The sequence below is a fragment of the Lysobacter sp. OAE881 genome, from assembly GCF_040546665.1.
In the GTDB taxonomy this organism is placed as follows: Bacteria; Pseudomonadota; Gammaproteobacteria; order Xanthomonadales; family Xanthomonadaceae; genus Lysobacter_J; species Lysobacter_J soli.
Genome location: NZ_JBEPOG010000001.1, coordinates 3,418,156 through 3,433,512, shown reverse-complemented (window position 1 = coordinate 3,433,512; position 15,357 = coordinate 3,418,156). Strand labels below are relative to the sequence as shown.

15 protein-coding genes are annotated in these 15,357 nt (G+C 67.3%); 4 read left to right on the top strand and 11 right to left on the bottom strand.

Annotated features, from left to right (window positions below; genetic code table 11):
* Window positions 1–153: 153 nt before the first annotated feature.
* Entirely contained in the window at window positions 154–1,065 is a 912-nt protein-coding gene (cysD, locus tag ABIE51_RS15820; RefSeq protein WP_192631422.1) for a sulfate adenylyltransferase subunit CysD, read from the top strand.
* Window positions 1,065–2,948: a sulfate adenylyltransferase subunit CysN gene (gene cysN, locus ABIE51_RS15815; protein WP_192631421.1), complete on the top strand. Its 1,884-nt coding sequence runs from the start codon at window positions 1,065–1,067 to the stop codon at window positions 2,946–2,948. Before cysD ends, cysN begins: the two co-directional genes overlap by 1 nt.
* A 75-nt stretch (window positions 2,949–3,023) precedes the next feature.
* On the opposite strand, the gene ABIE51_RS15810 is transcribed toward cysN, so the two are convergent.
* Both ABIE51_RS15810 and ABIE51_RS15805 read right to left on the bottom strand, forming a co-directional pair.
* Window positions 3,024–3,269 (bottom strand): GlsB/YeaQ/YmgE family stress response membrane protein, encoded by a 246-nt coding sequence (locus tag ABIE51_RS15810; RefSeq protein WP_192631420.1) that lies wholly within the window; start codon window positions 3,267–3,269, stop codon window positions 3,024–3,026.
* A 147-nt stretch (window positions 3,270–3,416) separates the two neighbouring features.
* Window positions 3,417–4,910, bottom strand: coding sequence for a M20 family metallopeptidase (locus ABIE51_RS15805; RefSeq protein WP_115842524.1), 1,494 nt, complete (start codon window positions 4,908–4,910; stop codon window positions 3,417–3,419).
* Between the two features lie 282 nt (window positions 4,911–5,192).
* Between ABIE51_RS15805 and ABIE51_RS15800 the strand changes: the two genes are divergently transcribed.
* On the top strand, window positions 5,193–5,579 hold the full coding sequence (locus ABIE51_RS15800; RefSeq protein WP_502913337.1) for a ComEA family DNA-binding protein: 387 nt from the start codon (window positions 5,193–5,195) through the stop codon (window positions 5,577–5,579).
* A gap of 168 nt (window positions 5,580–5,747) precedes the next feature.
* On the top strand, window positions 5,748–6,371 hold the full coding sequence (locus ABIE51_RS15795; RefSeq protein ID WP_192631419.1) for a HutD/Ves family protein: 624 nt from the start codon (window positions 5,748–5,750) through the stop codon (window positions 6,369–6,371).
* Window positions 6,372–6,381: 10 nt separating this feature from the next.
* Here the strand turns inward: ABIE51_RS15795 and ABIE51_RS15790 are convergent, their stop codons facing one another.
* From ABIE51_RS15790 to ABIE51_RS15750, 9 genes are all read right to left on the bottom strand, one after another.
* Entirely contained in the window at window positions 6,382–8,025 is a 1,644-nt protein-coding gene (locus ABIE51_RS15790) for a flavodoxin domain-containing protein (RefSeq protein WP_192631418.1), read from the bottom strand.
* Window positions 8,022–9,008: an FAD:protein FMN transferase gene (locus tag ABIE51_RS15785; RefSeq protein WP_354504474.1), complete on the bottom strand. Its 987-nt coding sequence runs from the start codon at window positions 9,006–9,008 to the stop codon at window positions 8,022–8,024. The genes ABIE51_RS15790 and ABIE51_RS15785 overlap by 4 nt, the downstream gene beginning before the upstream one ends.
* Window positions 9,009–9,032: 24 nt before the next feature.
* On the bottom strand, window positions 9,033–9,842 hold the full coding sequence (locus ABIE51_RS15780; RefSeq protein WP_192631416.1) for a DUF4198 domain-containing protein: 810 nt from the start codon (window positions 9,840–9,842) through the stop codon (window positions 9,033–9,035).
* A 49-nt stretch (window positions 9,843–9,891) separates the two neighbouring features.
* Window positions 9,892–10,401, bottom strand: coding sequence for a DUF2271 domain-containing protein (locus tag ABIE51_RS15775; protein WP_192631415.1), 510 nt, complete (start codon window positions 10,399–10,401; stop codon window positions 9,892–9,894).
* A 19-nt stretch (window positions 10,402–10,420) separates the two neighbouring features.
* A complete protein-coding gene (locus ABIE51_RS15770; protein ID WP_192631414.1) occupies window positions 10,421–11,065 on the bottom strand; it encodes a PepSY-associated TM helix domain-containing protein in 645 nt (214 codons plus the stop codon).
* A 10-nt stretch (window positions 11,066–11,075) separates the two neighbouring features.
* Window positions 11,076–11,762: a Fe2+-dependent dioxygenase gene (locus tag ABIE51_RS15765; RefSeq protein WP_192631413.1), complete on the bottom strand. Its 687-nt coding sequence runs from the start codon at window positions 11,760–11,762 to the stop codon at window positions 11,076–11,078.
* Window positions 11,763–11,849: 87 nt separating this feature from the next.
* Complete coding sequence (locus ABIE51_RS15760; RefSeq protein WP_192631412.1) at window positions 11,850–14,153, bottom strand: TonB-dependent receptor; 2,304 nt, start codon at window positions 14,151–14,153, stop codon at window positions 11,850–11,852.
* Window positions 14,154–14,476: 323 nt separating this feature from the next.
* Window positions 14,477–14,812: a non-heme iron oxygenase ferredoxin subunit gene (locus ABIE51_RS15755; protein WP_192631411.1), complete on the bottom strand. Its 336-nt coding sequence runs from the start codon at window positions 14,810–14,812 to the stop codon at window positions 14,477–14,479.
* Window positions 14,809–15,342, bottom strand: a complete 534-nt coding sequence (locus ABIE51_RS15750; protein ID WP_115842514.1) for a GNAT family N-acetyltransferase — start codon at window positions 15,340–15,342, stop codon at window positions 14,809–14,811. The genes ABIE51_RS15755 and ABIE51_RS15750 overlap by 4 nt, the downstream gene beginning before the upstream one ends.
* Window positions 15,343–15,357: the final 15 nt, after the last annotated feature.

Here is a 15,357-nt window from a genome sequence, read left to right as displayed (position 1 = left end):
AGGCCCCGGCGGCGGCGGCCAGAAAGGATGAGGGGTTATGCGCTCATGCCGGTGGCTTATTTCCGGCCGGAAGCACCGCCGTTCCTACAATGTGGTCAACTTGCCGCGAGCGTCCGCCGCGCCCGCCGCCCCATTTCGCAAGATCAAGATCCGATGACGTTGCCCCTGGACCTGAGCCACCTCGACCGCCTCGAAGCGGAAAGCATCCACATCCTGCGCGAGGTCGCGGCCGAGTTCCGCCATCCGGTGATGCTGTATTCCATCGGCAAGGACAGCTCGGTGCTGCTGCACCTGCTGCTGAAGGCGTTCGCGCCGGCGCGCCCGCCGATTCCGCTGCTGCATGTGGATACCGGCTGGAAGTTCCGCGAGATGATCGCCTTCCGCGACCAGCGCGCCAGGGACACCGGCGTGCAGCTGCACGTACACACCAACGCCGAAGGCATCGCGCAGGGCATCGGTCCGATCACGCATGGCGCCACCGTGCATACCGACGTCATGAAGACGCAGGCGCTGAAGCAGGCGCTGGACGCGGCCGGTTACGACGCGGCCATTGGCGGTGCGCGTCGCGACGAAGAGAAATCGCGCGCGAAGGAACGCATCTTCTCGTTCCGCAACGAACAGCATCGCTGGGATCCCAAGCACCAGCGCCCCGAGTTGTGGAGCCTCTACAACACGCGCATCCACAAGGGCGAATCGGTGCGCGTGTTCCCGCTGTCGAACTGGACCGAACTCGACGTCTGGCTCTACATCTACCGCGAGAAGATTCCGGTGCCGTCACTGTACTTCGCGGCGCAGCGCCCCGTCGTCGAACGCGACGGCGCGCTGATCATGGTCGATGACGAGCGACTGCCGCTGCGCGATGGCGAATCGCCGCAACTCAGGCAGGTGCGCTTCCGCACGCTGGGCTGCTATCCGCTGACGGGCGCGATCGAATCCGACGCCGACTCGCTGGAGAAGATCATCGCCGAAATGCTGGTAGCGACGACGTCGGAACGACAGGGGCGCGTGATCGACCACGATCCAACCGCGTCGATGGAAAAGAAGAAGCAGGAAGGGTATTTCTGATGACGCGCGCACACGACGCGGGCGCGACGATCGCCGCCTACCTCGCCCAGCACGAAACCAAGGGCCTGCTGCGTTTCATCACCTGCGGCAGCGTCGACGACGGCAAGAGCACGCTGATCGGCCGGCTGCTGTACGAAAGCCGCGCGCTGTTCGACGACCAGCTGTCCGCGCTGGAAAAGGACAGCCGTCGTCACGGCACGCAGGGCGAGGCGATCGACTATGCGCTGCTGCTCGACGGGCTATCCGCCGAGCGCGAGCAGGGCATCACCATCGATGTCGCGTACCGCTTTTTTAGCACCGACAAGCGCAAGTTCATCGTCGCCGACTGCCCGGGCCACGAGCAGTACACGCGCAACATGGCGACCGGCGCGTCCACGGCCGATGTCGCCGTCGTGCTGGTCGATGCGCGCAAGGGGCTGCTGCCGCAGACGCGCCGGCACAGCTACATCGTGTCGCTGCTGGGCATCCGTCACGTGCTGCTCGCGGTAAACAAGATGGACCTGGTCGATTTCGACCGTGGCGTGTTCGACGAGATCGAAGCCGGCTATCGCGAGCTCGCCGCGACGCTCGGCATCGAGCAGGTGCAGGCCATTCCGTTGTCGGCGTTGCAGGGCGACAACCTGATGGGGCGCTCGGAACGCACCGCGTGGTACGGCGGCCCCAGCGTGCTCGAATACCTCGAAACGGTCGACGTGTCTCGCCAGGCGCAGGACGTGGGCTTCCGTCTTCCCGTGCAGTGGGTCAACCGGCCGAACCAGGATTTCCGCGGCTTCGCGGGCACGGTGGCGGCGGGCGAGATTCGTCCGGGCGACGAGATCGTCGCGTTGCCGTCGGGCCGTCGTTCGCACGTCGCGCGCATCGTCACCGCCGACGGTGATCTCGAAATCGCGCGCGAAGGGCAGGCGATCACGCTGACGCTGCGCGACGAACTCGATGTCAGTCGTGGCGACGTCATCGCCGACGCGCATCGGCCGGCGCAGGTCGCCGACCAGTTCGCCGCGCAGGTGCTGTGGATGGGCGAGCAGCCGCTGCTGCCCGGCCGTCCGTACTGGTTGAAGATCGGCACGCGCACCGTCAGCGCCAGCGTCACGGAGATCAAGCACAAGACCGACGTGAACACGCAGGAGCCGCTGGCCGCGAAGCACCTGGAACTCAACGAAGTCGGCTACTGCAACCTCTATCTGGACCAGCCGGTTCCGTTCGAGGCCTACGCGGACAACCGCACGCTCGGCGGCTTCATCCTGATCGATCGCCAGACCAACGCGACGGTGGCCGCCGGCACGCTGCAGTTCGCGCTGCGTCGCGCGGGCAACATCCACTGGCAGCACCTGGATGTCGACAAGGCCGCGCGTGCGCGCATCAAGGGACAGAAGCCGCGCGTGCTTTGGTTCACGGGCCTGTCGGGCTCGGGCAAGTCGACGATCGCCAACCTCGTCGACAAACGCCTGCACGCGCTGGGCTACCACACCTTCATCCTCGACGGCGACAACGTGCGCCACGGCCTCAACAAGGACCTCGGCTTCACCGACGAGGATCGCGTCGAGAACATCCGCCGCGTGGCCGAAGTCGCGAAGCTGATGAGCGACGCGGGCCTGATCGTGCTGGTGAGTTTCATCTCGCCGTTCCGCGCCGAACGCCGCATGGCGCGCGAGCTGTTCGCGCCGGGCGAGTTCGTCGAGGTCTACGTCGATACGCCGCTCGCCGTGGCCGAGAAGCGCGACGTGAAGGGTCTCTACGCGAAGGCGCGCGCCGGTCAGCTGCGCAACTTCACCGGCATCGATTCGCCGTACGAAGTGCCGGAAGCCGCGGAACTGTCGCTCGACACGGTGTCCGACAATGCGGAACGACTCGCACAGCGGGTAATCGATTTCCTGACGGAGTGACGTAGGAATAGTCGGTCGCGCAACGAAAAACCCCGTCGAAAGCCGGGGTTTTCCTTTCGTGCATAACGAACCGGGTCAGGCTGTTCGCACGGTTTTCTTGCGCACGATCTCGTAAAGGAACAACAGCACGACGGCGCAGATGATCGATATTACGAAGCCGATGAAGCCGCCACCGGCGTAGATCAGGCTGCCGATGTACGCGCCGACGATGCCGAGCACGATGGTGAGGATCCAGCCCATCGGATCCGCTCCAGGTTTGAAGAACCGCGCCAGCACACCAATGACCGCACCGATGATGATCGTGTAGAGCAGACTGCCCATGGCGTTCTCCTTGGGTGGTGATGCCGGCGCAGCGTAGCAGCGCCGGACGTGGTCGGCGATCGGGCCGACGAACGGTCGCCATGGTGTGCGCGCAAACAAAAAACCCTCGCCGAAGCGAGGGCTTTCTGATGCCGCCGGATAACTCGATCAGCAGCAGCCGTGGCCGCCGTGGCGATCGCCGCTGTCGGGCGCGACCGACGCGCCGGTCGTCTCGCCGCGCAGGCTCGCCTGGTGGTGTTCGGCGATCACGCGCGACACGCATGCCGTCACGCGCTTGCCCATCGGGATGTGCAGGAACTCGTTCGGACCGTGCGCGTTGCTGTGCGGGCCGAGCACGCCGGTGATCATGAACTGCGCGCCGGGGAACTTCTCGCCGAGCATGCCCATGAACGGAATCGAGCCGCCTTCGCCCATGTACATCGCCGGCTTGCCGAAGAACTCGCGACTCGCCGAATCGATGGCTTTGGTCAGCCACGGCGACTGCGCGGGTGCGTTCCAGCCGGAGGAGGACTTCTCCAGGTCCAGCGTCACCTTCGCGCCGTTCGGCGGATCCTTCGTCAGCACTTCGCGCAGCAGTTCGCCGGCCTTCTTGCCGTCGAGCGTGGGCGGCAGGCGCAGCGACAGCTTCACCGAGGTGTACGGACGCAGCACGTTGCCCGCCGACGCCAGCGGCGGCATGCCGTCCACGCCGGTCACCGACAGCGCGGGGCGCCACGTGCGGTTGAGCACGAGTTCGGCGAGGTCCGACGCCATGGGCGTCATGCCGGGCAGGAACGGGAACTTGTCGAAGATCGCCGTGTCGAGCACCTTCGCCGCTTCGCGCGCCTGCGCGAGGCGTTCTTCGGGAACATCCACGAACAGGCCGTCGACGCGGATCTTGCCGGTGTTCTCGTCTTCCAGTCGCGACAGCAACTGGCGCAGCAGGCGGAAGCTCGACGGCACGATGCCGGACGCATCGCCCGAGTGCACGCCTTCTTCCAGCACCTTCACCGTGAAATTGCCGCCGGCCAGGCCGCGCAGCGAGGTCGTGCACCACAGCTGCTCGTAGTTGCCGCAGCCCGAATCCAGGCACACCACCAGCGAGGGCTTGCCGATGCGGTCGGCGAGGTGGTCGACGTATGCGGGCAGGTCGTAGCTGCCGGACTCCTCGCAGGCTTCGATCAGGATCACGCAACGCGCATGCGGCAGTTGCTGCTCCTGCAGCGCGAGCACTGCGGTGAGCGAGCCGAAGATCGCGTAGCCGTCGTCGGCGCCGCCACGCCCATACAGGCGGTCGCCCTTGATGACCGGATTCCACGGGCCGAATTCCGGATCCCAGCCGGTCATTTCCGGCTGCTTGTCCAGATGGCCGTAAAGCAGCACGCAATCGTCGTTGCTGCCGCCGTTGGACGCCGGGATGTCGATGAAGATCAGCGGCGTGCGGCCTTCCAGGCGCACCACCTCGACCTTCATGCCGGGAATCGGCTGGGCCTTCGCCCAGGTTTCCATCAGCTTGACCGCATCGTCCATGTAGCCGTGCTTGACCCAGTCGGCGTCGAACATCGGGGACTTGTTGGGAATCTTGATGTACTCGACGAGCTGGGGAACGATCTCGTCGTCCCATTTGTCGCCGACGTAGCGGTCGACCTTGCTGATGTCCATGGCGGATGCGGCCTTGTGGCGGGGACGACAAGTTTACGCCTCCGTGACGGCGGGCCGGCTCCCGGCGCAGCGCCGGAGGCTTCCGATACGCCGGCGGATTGTTCCGACGTACAGCGAAATGGCGCCTACGCATAGTTGCGGCGGTTTCCTTGCCGTTTTAGGCGGATCGCCCGATAGGGCCGGCTGTCCCCGCTCCGGAGACTGTGCTGGCCGCCCATGCAGCGTTTCGGCGGCCATCCAACCATCCACGTCGTGGGCCCGTCCGGGCCCAAGGAGATGCTCATGCAATCGTTCGAAATCAGGTCCCCGGCTGTCCGGTCCTTCGCGATGTTCGTCCGGGCCCTGCTGCTGTCGCTGGTCCTCACCGGTACGGCCATGGCCGCCGAGACCGTCAACATCAACACCGCCGACGCGGCCACGCTGGATCGCGTGCTGGTGAACATCGGCCCCGCCAAGGCGGAAGCGATCGTCGCCTACCGGAAGACCAACGGCCCGTTCCGCAGCGCCGATCAGCTCGCGCAGGTTCCGGGCATCGGCCTGAAGACGGTGGAGAAGAACAAGGACCGCATCGCGATCGGCGGCGGCGCGCCCGCTACGGCAGCCGCAGCCAAGCCCGCACCGGCAGCGTCGGCGGTCAACGCATCGAAGCCGGCGGCCACCAGGCACTAGGGGAGGGGCGCATGCCGGCCCGGCGCCATCGACGCGATCCGGCACGCCGGTCGCGCCGGGCCGGCACTGCGATCGCCGATGTTCGATCGCTGGAGCATTGCGACCCGTACGGAAGTCCGCACGGAGGCCGGCCGCTAGACTGTGGCGAACGACTACCGGACGTGACGGATGGCTCCCGAGCAATACAGCCGTTCGCGGGTGATGCCCGCCAACGAATACCGCCGCGAACGCTGGCGCAACCAGATGGGCTGGACGCGCGAGATCCACGCCGGCCGTCTCGACGATGCCGCGCCGGGCGCACCGTGGGATTGGCGGCTTTCCATCGCGGAGATCGAGCGCGATTCGGAGTTCTCGGCCTTTCCCGGCATCGACCGCGAACTCGTGCTGCTCAGGGGCAACGGCGTGCGTTTGCGCTTCGACGACGGCGAGTCGCACGAACTCCATCCGCCGCACGATCGCCTGCGATTCGCCGGCGAATGCAAGGTGACCGGCGAACTGCTCGATGGCCCGACGCACGACTTCAACCTGATGTGGCGCCGCGACCGGGTGCGCGCCGCATTGTGGCACCGGCCACTGGTGGGACCGATGGTGCTGTTCGCCGATCCGGGCACGACGTGGGTCGCGCACCTGATCGCAGGGCAGGCGCAATTCGCGGACGACTCGGGTCTTCCGCCGATGTCGGCGGGCGACACGGCCTTCTTCGAGGCGGGCAGCGAACGGCTCCGCCACGTGATCGATGGCGGTGGCGAACTGCTCGTGATCCGCATCGAGCCGGTCGAAGGCGCGCGCTGACGACGACGCGTCAGTAGACGTCGCGGCAGTACCGCCCGTCCGCGGCCATCGCTTCCAGCGCATCGAGGCCGACGGTCTCGCGCAACACGGCATCCACGGCGGGCGCCATGCCTTCGAGGCTGCCGCACACGAAAACGGCGGCGCCGTCGGCGATCCATTCGCGCAGGCGTTCGCTGTGTTCGCGCAACACGTCCTGCACGTACATGCGCTGCGCGCCATCGCGGGAGAAGGCGAGGTCGAGATGCTGCAGATGGCCTTGGCGGAACCAGGCTTCGATCTCGTCGCGATGGTGGAAGTCGTGTTCCCGCTGGCGTTCGCCGAAAACCAGCCAGTTGCGATGATGTCCGGCGAGTGCACGCGCCCTCAGATGCGCGCGCAAGCCAGCGAGGCCCGTGCCGTTGCCGACGAGGATCATCGGCCGGTCGTCCTTCGGAGCATGGAAAGCGATGTTGCGGCGTATGCGGACGTCGACGGTCGCGCCGACATCGGCATGCGCAGTCAGCCAGCCGCTGCCGCTGCCCAGCCGTCCGTCGGGATGACGCATCTGGCGGACGAGCAGGTGCAGCGCGCCATCCTGCGGCACGGAGGCGATGGAGTATTCACGGTGCGGCAGCGCTTCCAGCAGGTTGGCCACGGCTTGCGCGGAATGACCTTGGACGGCTCCGGGCTCGGGAAGGCGCGAGCGCTGGAGCAGGGTCGCCAATTCCAGCGTTTCGCCGTCGTGTTCGACGGTCGCGTCGCCGTCCTGGTTTGCGGCTAGCAGCCAGGACGTCACCTCGGGCGGAGCATGTCGCGGGCCGACCTCGGCGATGTCGCCGGCTTGCCAATCGAGATCGCCCGCATCCATCGGCAACAGCGCGACGTGATACGCCGCTCCCCCGACACTGCCGGGATTGAGCCATCGCCGTTCCTGCAAGCGCCACGGGCGGTAGCGCGGCGCGCTCCAGTCAGCCAGCGCGGTGTGACCGGCAAGCTGACCGAGTCGATGCTGCCAATGCCGCAGCGCGCCGGCGTCGCCGGCGTCCACGTCGATGCGGTCGAACATCGGCTGCGCGCCGCTGTGATGCAGCCATTGATCAAGGCGACGACCGAAGCCGCAGAAGCGGTCGTAGGCGCGATCGCCCAGTGCGAGCACGGCATACTCCAGCCCCGCGAGCGTCATCGGCTGGCCGAGCACGTGACGGGTGAAGCCAAGCGCGTGGTCGGGCGGATCGCCTTCGCCGGTGGTGCTGGCGATGAACAACGCCCGGCGATGCGAGCGCAGCACGTCCGCATCGACACGATGCAGCGGCATCACGCGCACCGGCGTTCCCGCGTCGCGCAGCGCCTGCGCGGTGTGCTCGGCGAGTTGCTGGCCGAAGCCGGTCTGGCTGGCCCATGCGAGCAGCATCGCGTCGTCGCCACCGGCATCGGGAACGTCAGACGCGGCCCGATCCGCGCGCGCATCGAGCCACGTCGACACGCACAGCCCGACGAAGGCCAGTGCGACCACCATCGCGAGTACCCAGCTGCCGGCGCGGGGCGAGGCGACCCACCAGGATTCCGTCTGCCAATGGCCGAACGCGACGATCGCCGCGAACAGCGCCGCCAACGCGGCGCCGTTGCCGAGCCACGCGCGGATCGAACTTCCCGCTTTCGAACGCGTCGCGCTCATGCTTGCAACAGCGCCTCGAACGCTGGCGTCATCCGCTCCTCGACGATGTCCGCGAAGCCCTGCGATGAAGGTCGCACGTCGACAAAACGCGCCGCCAGCCCGTGCGCATTGGCGACGTCCATTCCTTCATGCGTCCCCAGCACGGTGAGCGCAGTCGCCCAGGCATCGGCGCGCATGGCATCTCCCGCGGCGACGGTCACCGCCACCGGCGCGTTGGTCACCGGATGTCCGCTGCGCGGGTCGAGCGTGTGACTGATGCGGCGGCCGCGATGCTCGCGCCGGTGCCAGCGATCGCCCGACGTCGCGACCGCAAGGCCGTCGAGCGCCAGCACGCGCGGTTCGCGCGCGTCGTCTTCATCGCCATCCCAGCCTTCCACGATGACGCGCCACGGAGTGCCGTCGGGCTTTCGTCCGAAGCCGAACAGCTCGCCGCCCACTTCCACCAGCGCCGCGTCGACGCCGCACGAACGCAGGTGCGCAGCGACGGCGTCCACGCCGAAGCCCTTCGCGATCGCGCACAGGTCCAGTCGCGTTCCGCCGGGCTGCAGCACGCGGCGTTCGTTGCGATCGAGCACCACGCGGCGCCATTGCACCTGCGCGCGGGCGGCCTCGGGCGAGAAGCGTTCCGTCGTCGCGCCCGAGGGCCCGAAGCCCCAGCCATCGACCAGCGGGCCGACCGTAGGATCGAAGGCGCCGCCGCTCGCGTGGGCGATGTCGAGCGCGCACGAAAGCACGGAGAAAAACTCCTCGCGCAATGCGTGCCACGAACCGGCATCGGCCGCGTTGTAGCGGCTGAGGGCCGACGCCGCTTCCCAGTTGCTCATCTGCGCCACCACGTCATCCAGCCGCGACTGGACGCCCGAATGCAGCGCATGCAGGTCGGCGTTGCGTGGCGAGACAAGCTTCACCGACCAGGTCGTGCCCATCGTCGCGCCGCCGAGGACATCGACGGCGCGTGTGACGGACGCTGGGGGCGCGTGCATGTTCACGGAAAGACGGCGCCGCGATTACTGCGGCAGCACTTCCAGCGTGGCGACGTAGCCCAGGCGGCGCTGCTTGGCCTGCTTCACCGTGGTCTTGTCGTCCTGCGCGTTGGCTTCGATCCAGTACATGCCCGCTTCCGGCCACGTCACGGCGAACTCGCCCTGCGCGTTGGTCTTCACTTTCAGCTCGTCCTGCGCGTTGCGATAGCGCGTACCGCCGCGGACGATCTCGATGTCGAGGTTCGCCGCCGGCTTGCCGTCGATCTGGAAGCGGAACTTCGCTTCCTCGCCCGCGAACAAGTCGTTGGGATGCGTCACCGGCACCAGTTCCAGGCCGACGCCGCTGGGCTTGAGTGCCGTCTCGTTCGGCGAGCCATTGGTGACGAAGGTTTCCACGCGACTGACCGACTGGCCGACCTGCAGCTTCTTCGCGTTCTTCGGCACTTCGGTGGCGAAGGTCGCTTCGGTGCCGCGCCAGCGCTTGGGCTTGCCGTCTTCTTCCCAGCTGCCGGTGACGTACTTGTTCACCACGCCGATGCGGTAGGTGCCGGCCTGCTTCAGTTCGACGTCGAACACCGTGCGGTACTTGCCCGTGGCGATGTTCTGCGCGGCGACGGTACTCCCATCGGGCGCGGTGATGGTGAGGTTGTCGGTCTTCAGCGGCACGTGGTTGAAATAGAACAGATCGTTGGACACCGCGGCATCCACCGTCACCCACGGGTTGTTGCCGGCCAGCACGGTCTGCGACGGCTGCAGCCACGCCTTGTGCGCCTGCGCGCCGAGGGGAAGGGCGAGGGCCAGCGCGAGCGCGGCGAACTTGAGGGTCTTCTTCACGACATGCTCCTGCGTTCGTTGAGGTGTATCTGTTGTGGCCAAGGAGACATCAGGGCTTGCTGGCGACGCTCACCAGGCCAAGCTCGCTCGTACCCTGCGCCTTGCCGCTGCCCGCGCCGCCCCACTTGAAGGGGACCTTGACCAGTTCGCGACCGCCGACTTCGCGCGCGGCTTCCACCACCAGCGTGTAGTCGCCGGGCGGGAGCTTGCCGAGTTCGGGATGCTGCGCGCCGAAGGTGAGCGCATGCGTGCCGACCGGCCGCGTCGGGCCGGTCACGCCATCGACCGGCACCGTCAGCGTGCGGCCACTGCGGCGCCACCACTGCCGCAGGTCCGGCAGCCACTTGGTGCCGTGTCCTTCGGAGGTCGACTTCTGCTGGTACCAGACCGCGAGGTTCGCCAGCGCCTTCTGGTCCGGGCCTTCGACCCAGATCGCCACGTACGGGCGGTGGTATTCGGCAACGTTGAGCTGCGGGATCTGCACGTTCACGTTGATTTCCGCCGAGTACGCCGGCAGTGCGAGCAGTCCGCTCAGCGCGATGGTCAGTTGGACGCGCATGGGTTTCCTCACGGTCAGGTTAGTGGATGAAGAGCAGGGCGATCAGCAGCGGAAGCGCGAGCCCGAGCGCGACGTACGGCCACGTCATGCGCCGCTGTCGCGCGTGCATCTGCAGCAGGAACAAACCGGTGATGCAGAACACCAGGCAGGCCAGCGCGAAGACGTCGATGAACCAGCGCCAAGCCGCGCCGGCATTGCGGCCCTTGTGCAGGTCGTTGAGGTAAGCGACGACGCCGCGCGTGGTGCGTTCGTACTCGACCGCGCCGGTCGCGCGATCGATGCTCAACCACGCGTCACCGCCGGGACGCGGCAACGAGAGATAAACCTCGTCGGCCGACCACTCCGCCGGCTGCGCGCCGATCGATACGGGCAAGACGTCGTTGAGCCAGTCGCCGACGGTGCCCGGCAGCGGCGCGGTGCCGTCCTCGCGCGTGCCGAGCGCACGCAGCACGGAAGCGGGCATTTCGACCTTGCGCGTCAGCGTTTCGGGTTTGGCTTCGATCGCGGCCGAGTGATTCAGCGTGATGCCGGTGATCGAGAACAACAGCATCGCGACCAGGCACATGGCCGAGCTGATCCAGTGCCACGAATGCAGCGTGCGCAGCCAGAATCCGCGGCGCTGCTGCTGCGCAGCGATGTCGGGAGTGGCGGACGACGGACTCACGGCGCGCGGCTCACGGCTCGGCCCAGCGACGCAGCAGGTTGTGATAGATCCCGGTGAGCTGCACGAGCGCGGGGTGCTCCGGCACGTCCTGCGTCAGGTGGCGGATCGACACGTCCAGCTCGAACATCAACCGGCGCTGCGCATCCTCGCGCAACAGGCTCTGGATCCAGAAGAACGACGCGACGCGTTCGCCGCGCGTCACCGGCGTGACCTTGTGCAGGCTCGTGCCCGGGTAGAGCACCAGGTCGCCCGCCTGCAGCTTCACGCGCTGCACGCCATAGGTGTCCTCGATGATCAGCTCGCCGCCGTCATACTCCTCCGGCGCGCTGAGGAACAGCGTCGCCGACAGGTCGGTGCGCACCGGATCCACGCCGCCGCGGCTGCGGTCGTAGCGGATCGCGTTGTCGACGTGGAAGCCGAAGGACTGCCCGCCGCTGTAGCGGTTGAACAGCGGCGGATAGATGCGCTGCGGCAGCGCGGCCGAGAAGAACGTCGTGTTGCGCGCGAGCGCGTCGAGGATCAGCCCGCCCAGCTCGCGCGCCACCGGATCGTTCTCCGGCAGCTGCGCGTTGTCCTTCGCCATCGCCGACTGGTGGCCGGCGGTGATGCGGCCATCGGCCCAGCCGGCATCCCGCAGGCGGTCGCGGCAGTGGGCGACCTGTTCGGCGCTGAGGACTTGCGGGACCTGTAGCAGCATGTCGGATCCTTGGCTTCGTCAGGCCCGGCGAACCGGGCGTCGCGTGGCTGGATGGGGTGTCACCGGAGCGGGATAGCGAGGCGCGGATCAGAAGCGGTAGATCGCCTGCAGCACGACCTGCCGCGCCTCGCCCGGCGTCGCCCAGCCGTTGTTGCGGATGCGGGTGTAGTACGTCTTGTCGAACAGGTTGTTGACGTTGAGCTGGAAGGCGAGGCGTTCGTTGAGGTCGAAGGCCACCATCGCGCGATGCGAGGTGTAGCCCTTCGCCTCGGCGATGTTCGCGCCGTTGCCGGTGTACACGTCGTAGTTGCCCACGTACGTCAGGCCGTAGCCGAACGTCCACTGGCTCAGATCGTACGTGGTCCACAGGCTGCCCGAACGCTCCGGCGTGCCGCTGATCGGCAATCCCGCGAGCGGATCCGGATTGGCCGGCGTGTTGCCGCACGCGGTGCCCGGATTGGCCTTGCAGTAGTCCGACACGCCCTGGATCACTTCGCTGTCCAGCCACGTGAGGTTGGCGAAGATCGACCATGCGTCGGTGATGTGGCCCGCCGCGCCGAGCGCGATGCCGTCCACGCGCGCCGTGCCGTCGAGCTGCTGCTCGCCGCTCGGGTTTTCCGGATTGCCCGGATCGGCGACCTTGTATTCCTCGCGTTCGTTGCGGAACACCGCCGCGGTCAGCGCCAGTTTGCTGTTGATGTCCCACTTCGCGCCGGCCTCGATGTTGATCGCGGTTTCCGGATCGACATTGCAGTTCGCCGTGCCAGTGGTGCTGGTCGCGGTGCACGAGCCGTTGACCGAGGCCTTCGACGGCGTCTTGCTGTTGGAGTACGACAGGTACAGGCTCGCGTTCGCCGCCGGCTTGAAGATCAGGCCCGCGCGGTACGAGAACAGGTCGTCGGAGTTTTCGGCGACCACGCGCGTCGTCGGCTGGCCCAGCTGCGGGCTGCCGGCCGTGGTGTTGAACGTCGTGGTGACCGTGTCGCCCTCGTTGTGCTCGTAGCGCGCGCCGAGGTTCAGCATCCAGCGATCGTTGAATTCGAGCGTGTCGAAGGCGTAGATCGCCTGGTTGTCGAGCGAACCTTCGGCGATGCTGCCGCGGATGTAGTTGATCGGGCCGCTATAGACCGAATACGGATCGGTCACCGACATCGGCGGCAGCGGTACCGTCGCGCCGGTCGGCGTGCGGAACAGGTTGCCGGTGTCGAGGTCGAACTCCTCGCGGGAGAACGACACGCCCGTCACCAGCGAGTGCTTGACCGAGCCGGTCGAGAATCGCGACACCACATCGGTCTGGCTGACGGCGAGCGTGTTCTTCGTGTCGCGGCTGAAGCCGCGCGGGCCGCTCGGCAGGTAGGTGTTCGGCGTCGTGCACGGTGCGCCCGTCGCCGGGTTGAAGCCGGCCGGCAGGCACCACGTGCCCTGCGGCGCGTCGACGACGCTCAGCTGCTCCACCTGCTGGAAGCGCGCCAGGCTACGCAGCGTGGTGTTCGGCGTGAAGTCGTGCTCGAACACGCCGGTGACCATGTCGACATCGATCTTCTGGCGGTCGATGTTGTGGTAGCCGTAGTAGTTCTCGGTATCGACGCCCGGCAAGCCACCGCCGAACGCGGCGAAATACGGCACGCCGTACTGCGGGAGGTTGTCGTCGCTCTGGTGGAAGTAGCTCGCGGTGAAGCGCGTGTCGCCGTCCAGGCCGAACGCGACGGACGGCGCGATGCCCCAGCGCTCGAAGTTCTCGTAATCGCGGCCCGGCACGTCGTTCTGATGGACCATCGCGTTGATGCGGAACGCCGAACCGTTGTCCAGATCGGTGTTGCTGTCGAGGGTGATGCGGCCGAAGCTGTCGGTGCCGGCGCCGGCCGTCACCACGGTGGAATCGCCGCTGCGCGCGACCTTGCTCACCAGGTTGATGTTGCCGCCGACCGAGCCCGCGCCGGAATACACCGAGTTGGCGCCGTTCACCAGTTCGACCGACTCCAGGTTGAAGTTGTCGGTGCGCGTGTACTGCGCGCTGTCGCGCACGCCGTCGGTGGTGATATCGCTGTTGGCGTTGAAGCCACGCAGCGTGATGCTGTCGCCGTAACCGCCGCCGCCTTCGCCGGCGCCGAAGGTGATGCCCGGCAGCGTGCTCAGCACGTCGCGCAGGCCGATCAGGTTCTGCTGGTCCATCACGTCCTTGGTGACGACGGTGATGGTCTGCGGCGTGTCCAGCAGCGGCTGCGTGTACTTGATGGAGGACGGCTTCTCGACGTACTCGCCGTGCACCTCGATCTTGTCCAGGTCACGCGCGTTGGCGGGCTCGCCGGCCGGTTCGGCCAGCGCGGGCGCCACGACGGCGAGCGCAAGGGCGCCGGCGAGCGGCGAGACGACGAACTTCCTGTTGGACATGGGATTCCTCGGGGGAAAAGCAGGGCGGCACGGCCGCGGTTCGGCGTGAGATGTTAATGAGATGAATTCTCATTTGCAACGAAAAGTGAACGCGGGCGGACGAGCGGCGACCGCGTGGGCGTCTGGGCGGTCGTCCGCGCGGGCGCACGACGGCGTTCCTGCCAGGGCAGGCGCATGGACTGATCGGAGGTTTGGGAAGCGCTGACTGGCGAACGCCCGGCACTGCGGTAGCAGGCCTGCGGAGGGCCCGGGCTAACCTGCGCTCACCCCGGGTGCGCTTCGCTTACCCGGGCTACAAGAAAGGTGCTTTGGTGCGCGCGGTATCAGCCGCGATCGTCGCGCGTCCAGACGCCGACGTCGTCGACCTTCACCGGGAACTTCGGCACCGGTTCGTAGGCCGGCGCGCAGAGCGGGCGGCCATCGCGCACGTCGAACTTCGCGCCGTGCAGCACGCATTCGATCGTCGCTTCCTCGCCGTCGAAGTTGCCGGCGGACAGCTCGAAATCCTCGTGCGAGCACTTGTCTTCGAGCGCGTAGTAATCGCCGTCGTAGTTGACGACGAGGATGGCCGTGTCGCCATCCCATGCCACCGTGCGTTCACCCGGCAGCAGTTGCGAGGTTGCGCAGACGAACACCCATTGCTCGGCGGCGCCGCTCACAGCGGCTTCTCCAGCACCTCGAAGCGCAGGTCGTCGCGCTTGGGCTCGCCGAAACGCTCGTCGCCGTACGGGAACGGCTTCTTGATGCCGGTGCGGCGATAGCCGCGGCGTTCGTAGAAGGCGATGAGTTCGTCGCGGATGTCGATGACCGACATGCGCATAGACGGCAGCGACCATTCCTCGCGCGCGAGGCGTTCGGCTTCGGCGATGACCTGCTTGCCGATGCCGCCGCCCTGCAGGGCCGGGTTCACGGAAAACATGCCGAAGTAGCCGGCGCCATCTTCCTCGGCGACGTGCGCGCAGGCGAGCAGTTCGCCGCCTTCGCGCTCGGCGATGAGGATCGCGCTGCGCGGCCGGTCGATGCAGGCCTGCACGTCGTCCGCGCCGGTGCGGCGACCGCCAAGCATGTCGGCCTCGGTCGTCCAGCCTTGCTTGCTGACGTCGCCGCGGTAGGCCGATTCGATCAGTGCGACCAGCGCGTCGATGTCGGCGTGGGTCGCGTGGCGGAACTGCAGGGACTGAACGGTCATGGTGTCGGTCGGTGA